Origin of the sequence: Streptomyces solincola, from assembly GCF_002982015.1 — a bacterium.
GTDB classification, from domain to species: domain Bacteria; phylum Actinomycetota; class Actinomycetes; order Streptomycetales; family Streptomycetaceae; genus Streptomyces; species Streptomyces solincola.
The window spans coordinates 1-3936 of the sequence record NZ_PVLV01000367.1 but is presented as its reverse complement, the minus strand read 5'-3'; the positions used below and the strand labels follow the sequence as shown (position 1 = coordinate 3936).

Genomic DNA, 3936 nt, shown 5'->3' with positions numbered 1-3936 from the left:
GTGCTCATGGCGCCGCATGCTACTGGTTCACCCCGCGCGCGGGGGCGGGGAGGGGGAGGTAGGGCGGCCTACGTCCGGTTATGTCGGGTCGGCGCCCGGATCGCGGCGGCGGGAGCATGTCCGTTACACCAGTAGAGTGACGCCGTGGCAGCACGACCCCTGAGTGAACTCATCGAACCGGGCTGGGCCGAGGCGCTCGCACCGGTGGCCGGACGCATCGCGGAGATGGGCGACTTCCTGCGCGGAGAGATCGCCGCGGGCCGCACCTACCTGCCGTCCGGGGCGAACGTCCTGCGCGCCTTCCAGCAGCCGTTCGACGACGTCCGGGTGCTGATCATGGGTCAGGACCCGTACCCGACGCCGGGCATGGCCATCGGGCTGAGCTTCGCCGTCGCGCCGGACGTGCGCAGGCTGCCCGGCAGCCTGGAGAACATCTTCCGGGAGCTGGGCGACGACCTGGGCCTGCCGCGCCCCTCCAGCGGCGACCTGACCCCCTGGACGGGGCAGGGCGTGCTGCTGCTCAACCGGGCGCTGACCACCGAGCCCCGCAAGCCCGCCGCGCACCGCGGCAAGGGCTGGGAGGAGGTGACCGAGCAGGCCATCAGGGCGCTGGTCGCCCGGGGCAAGCCGCTGGTGTCGGTGCTGTGGGGGCGCGACGCCCGCAACCTGCGCCCGCTCCTCGGCGACCTGCCCGCCGTCGAGTCGGCCCACCCCTCGCCGATGTCCGCCGACCGCGGCTTCTTCGGCTCCCGCCCCTTCAGCCGGGTCAACGAACTCCTGGCCGGACAGGGCGCTCAGCCGGTCGACTGGCGCCTGCCGTAGCCCCGCGGCCTCACCTGCCCCTGCGGCCCCTACCGGGACGGTGTGGGGCTGGGGCTCCGAGGCCGCCGGAGTCCGGGTCGCCGAGGGCGACGTGCAGTGCGGCCGCGTCCGGTGTGCCGCCGACCGTCCACGGGGCGGATCGCAGCCGTCCACCCGCACCTCCACCGACTGGTCGCGCACGCCCCCTCGTTCCGGGGCCGTCATGCTGCCGGGCCCGGCGGGCGGCGGCGGCCGGGGTCCGGTCGCCCGCCGCCCGCACGGGGTCAGTCCGGGAGTTCGCCGCCCATCGCGGCGGCCAGCTTCAGGTGCGGGGCGGCCTCCGCCGCCCGGCCCTGGCGCTCCAGGGTGCGGCCCAGCAGCAGCAGCGCGTACCGCTCCGCCGGGTCGCGCTCCAGTATCGCGCTCAGCTCGGCCTCGGCCCGGCCCAGCCGCGCCGAGTGGTAGTACGCGCGGGCCAGCAGCAGCCGCGGGCCCACCTGCTCCGGGGTTTCGGCCACCAGCTCGTCCAGGATGCCGGCAGCGGTGACGTACTCCTTGGCGTCGAAGAACATGCGCGCGCGGTCCCACCGCTCGGCGGCGGTGCCGTGCCCGTAGTAGTCGTTCACCCGTTGCTCCCTTCGCGTCCCTCCGTGCCCGGCCCGGCACCGGGCCGGGCACGGGCCGTCGGACCGCACAACCACCGTGAGTGATGGAACATTCCACCAAGTGGCTAGGGTGCGGGACTGTCCGCGTACCGCTCCAGCAGCCGCCCCGCCGTCCCCAGCGCGGCCGCCCGGTCCTCGGGCACCAGGCCCACCCGGGTGCGCCGGTCGAGCAGGTCGGCCGCGTCCAGGGCGCCCTCGTGACGCAGCGCCCAGACCAGCTCGGCCGCGGTCACCGGGTGGCCGGGTGCGACCGGCCGGGCCAGCTCCGGATCGGCCGCGCCCAGGGCGTGCACCGAGGGGGCCTCGGTGCCGTAGCGCCGTACCAGCCGGGCGGGCGCGGCCAGGGCGGCCAGCCTGTCCGGGGCGGCGGCGCCCACCAGGGGCAGCGCGGCGGTGCGGCACACCCCGGCGGCCAGGCCCCGGGCGGTGACGGCCGCGTCCACCGCGTCCTCGGCCATCCGCCGGTAGGTGGTCAGCTTGCCGCCGACCACGGTGACGACGCCCTCGGGGGAGGTGAGCACGGCGTGCCGGCGGGACAGGTCGGCGGTGCGGCCGGCGCCGTCGTCGCCGGTCCGGGAGGTGTCCAGCAGCGGGCGCAGTCCGGCGAACGCGCCCACCACGTCGTCCCGGCCGAGCGAGACCTCCAGCGCCGAGCCGAGCACGTCCAGTAGGAAGCCGACGTCGCTCTCCGGGACCTCGGGGACGTCGGGCACCGGGCCGTCCACCGGTTCGTCGGTCAGCCCGACGTAGGTGCGTCCGTCGCCCTGCGGCAGCACCAGCACGAAGCGGTTGGACTCGCCGGGTACGGGGATGTGCAGCCCCGCGCCCAGGCGGCCCAGCGCCGGGGTGCGCAGCACCAGATGGGTGCCCCGGGAGGGCCGCAGGCGCAGGGCCGGGTCGAGCCCGCCGGCCCAGACACCGGCCGCGTTGACGACCGCGCGGGCCTCGATCCGGCCTTCCGCGCCGGTCAGTTCGTCCCGGATGCGCGCCCCGCCCGCGTCCAGCGCCAGCGCCCGCACCCGGGTCAGGACGTGCGCCCCGTGCGCGGCGGCGGTGCGCGCCAGCGCGGTGACCAGGCGCGCGTCGTCGGAGAGCTGGCCGTCCCAGGAGAGCAGCCCGCCGCGCAGCCCGGCGGACCGCAGCGGGGGCGCCAGGTGGCGGGTCTCCACCGCGGACAGGCCGCGGGGGCCGGGCAGGGTGGCCCGGGAGGTGTGCGCCGAGGCGCGCAGCAGGTCGCCGGCGTGCAGCCCGGCCCGTACCAGCGCCGCCTGCGGGCGGGAGACCAGCGGGGTGAGCGGCAGCACGAACGGCTGGGCGCGCACCAGGTGCGGGGCGGTGCGCTCCATCAGCACGCCGCGTTCGACGGCGCTCTCGTGGGCGACGTCGAGCTGCCCGCCGGCCAGGTAGCGCAGCCCGCCGTGGATCAGCTTGGAACTCCACCGGGAGGTGCCGAAGGCCAGGTCGTGGGCGTCGATCGCGGCGACGGACAGGCCGCGCGCGGCGGCGTCCAGGGCCACCCCGGCGCCGGTCGCGCCCAGGCCGACGACCAGCAGGTCCACCCGCCGTCCGCCGGCCAGGTCGGCCAGTTCACGGCGGCGGCGCTCGGCGTGCAGGGAGTTCAGGGGGCCGGAGGTCATGGCGCGAGGGTCCTTTCCAGCAGGGTGCGCAGCTCGTCCAGGAAGTCGGCCTCGCCGAGCCCGGGGGCGGCCTCGTCGGCCATGGTGCGCAGCGAGAGCGTGAACGACTGGATGACCAGCAGCAGCGAGCGGGCCTGGAGTTCGGGGTGGGCCGGGCGGACCGAGCCGTCGGCGTGGCCCTCGGCGAGTGCGCCGGTGAGCAGCCCGAGCAGGGCGTCCTGGGTGGCGCCGCGCCGGTCGAGCATGTACGGAAGCAGCAGCTCGGGGTCGACGTCGAGGATCTTGTGGAAGAGCGGGTGGGCGCGGAACGCCGCCACCCCCGCCACCAGTCCGCCGACGAGCCGGCCTCTGGTCGGCACGCCGGGGTCCGCCTCCGGCATCACCGACATCGCGACCGCGATCCACTCCCGGGTCATCAGGTCGCCGACCAGAGTCCGCACATCCGGCCAGCGCCGGTAGAGCGTCATCCGGGAGACCCCGGCCCGCCGGGCCACGTCGGTCAGCGTGGTGCGGCGCACCCCGACGGCCAGGACGCAGTCCCGGGCCGCGTCGAGCACGACGTCGGCGTCCGCATGGTTGTGACGAATGGGCGTCATCTGTCACAGTGTAATGCCAGTGGAGCCGGGGGGCGCGTACCAGGAGCCCCCGTCCCGACGACGGTGAGGAACGACCGAAGTGGACATGTTGTGGAGCGGCTGGGGCGACCCGGCCCGGGCGAAACCGCTGCCGGACTCGGTGACCGGCCTGCTGCGCGAGCTGCTGGGCGTCACCCCCCTGGAAACCGCGCCGCCCGCGCTGGAGGACGTCGAGGCCCCGCCCACCCCGCTCGGCCC

Annotated in this window: 4 protein-coding genes and 1 pseudogene; 2 read left to right on the top strand and 3 right to left on the bottom strand. The window is 76.4% G+C overall.

The window, feature by feature from the left end; translation table 11 throughout:
• The first annotated feature begins 144 nt into the window (after nt 1-144).
• Nucleotides 145-822 (top strand): uracil-DNA glycosylase, encoded by a 678-nt coding sequence (locus C6N75_RS21795; RefSeq protein WP_105870592.1) that lies wholly within the window; start codon nt 145-147, stop codon nt 820-822.
• Between the two features lie 263 nt (nt 823-1085).
• Here C6N75_RS21795 and C6N75_RS21790 read toward each other — a convergent pair whose 3' ends face one another.
• From C6N75_RS21790 to C6N75_RS21780, 3 genes are all read right to left on the bottom strand, one after another.
• Complete coding sequence (locus tag C6N75_RS21790; protein ID WP_105870591.1) at nt 1086-1427, bottom strand: tetratricopeptide repeat protein; 342 nt, start codon at nt 1425-1427, stop codon at nt 1086-1088.
• A 104-nt stretch (nt 1428-1531) separates the two neighbouring features.
• Nucleotides 1532-3103 (bottom strand): glycerol-3-phosphate dehydrogenase/oxidase, encoded by a 1572-nt coding sequence (locus tag C6N75_RS21785; RefSeq protein ID WP_105870590.1) that lies wholly within the window; start codon nt 3101-3103, stop codon nt 1532-1534.
• Nucleotides 3100-3699 carry a TetR/AcrR family transcriptional regulator gene (locus C6N75_RS21780; protein WP_105870589.1) on the bottom strand — a complete coding sequence of 200 codons (600 nt, stop codon included), beginning with the start codon at nt 3697-3699 and terminating at the stop codon, nt 3100-3102. The genes C6N75_RS21785 and C6N75_RS21780 overlap by 4 nt, the downstream gene beginning before the upstream one ends.
• Before the next feature lie 79 nt (nt 3700-3778).
• Between C6N75_RS21780 and C6N75_RS31725 the strand changes: the two are divergent.
• A pseudogene (locus C6N75_RS31725) lies at nt 3779-3936 on the top strand (FAD-binding oxidoreductase); the annotation flags it as partial.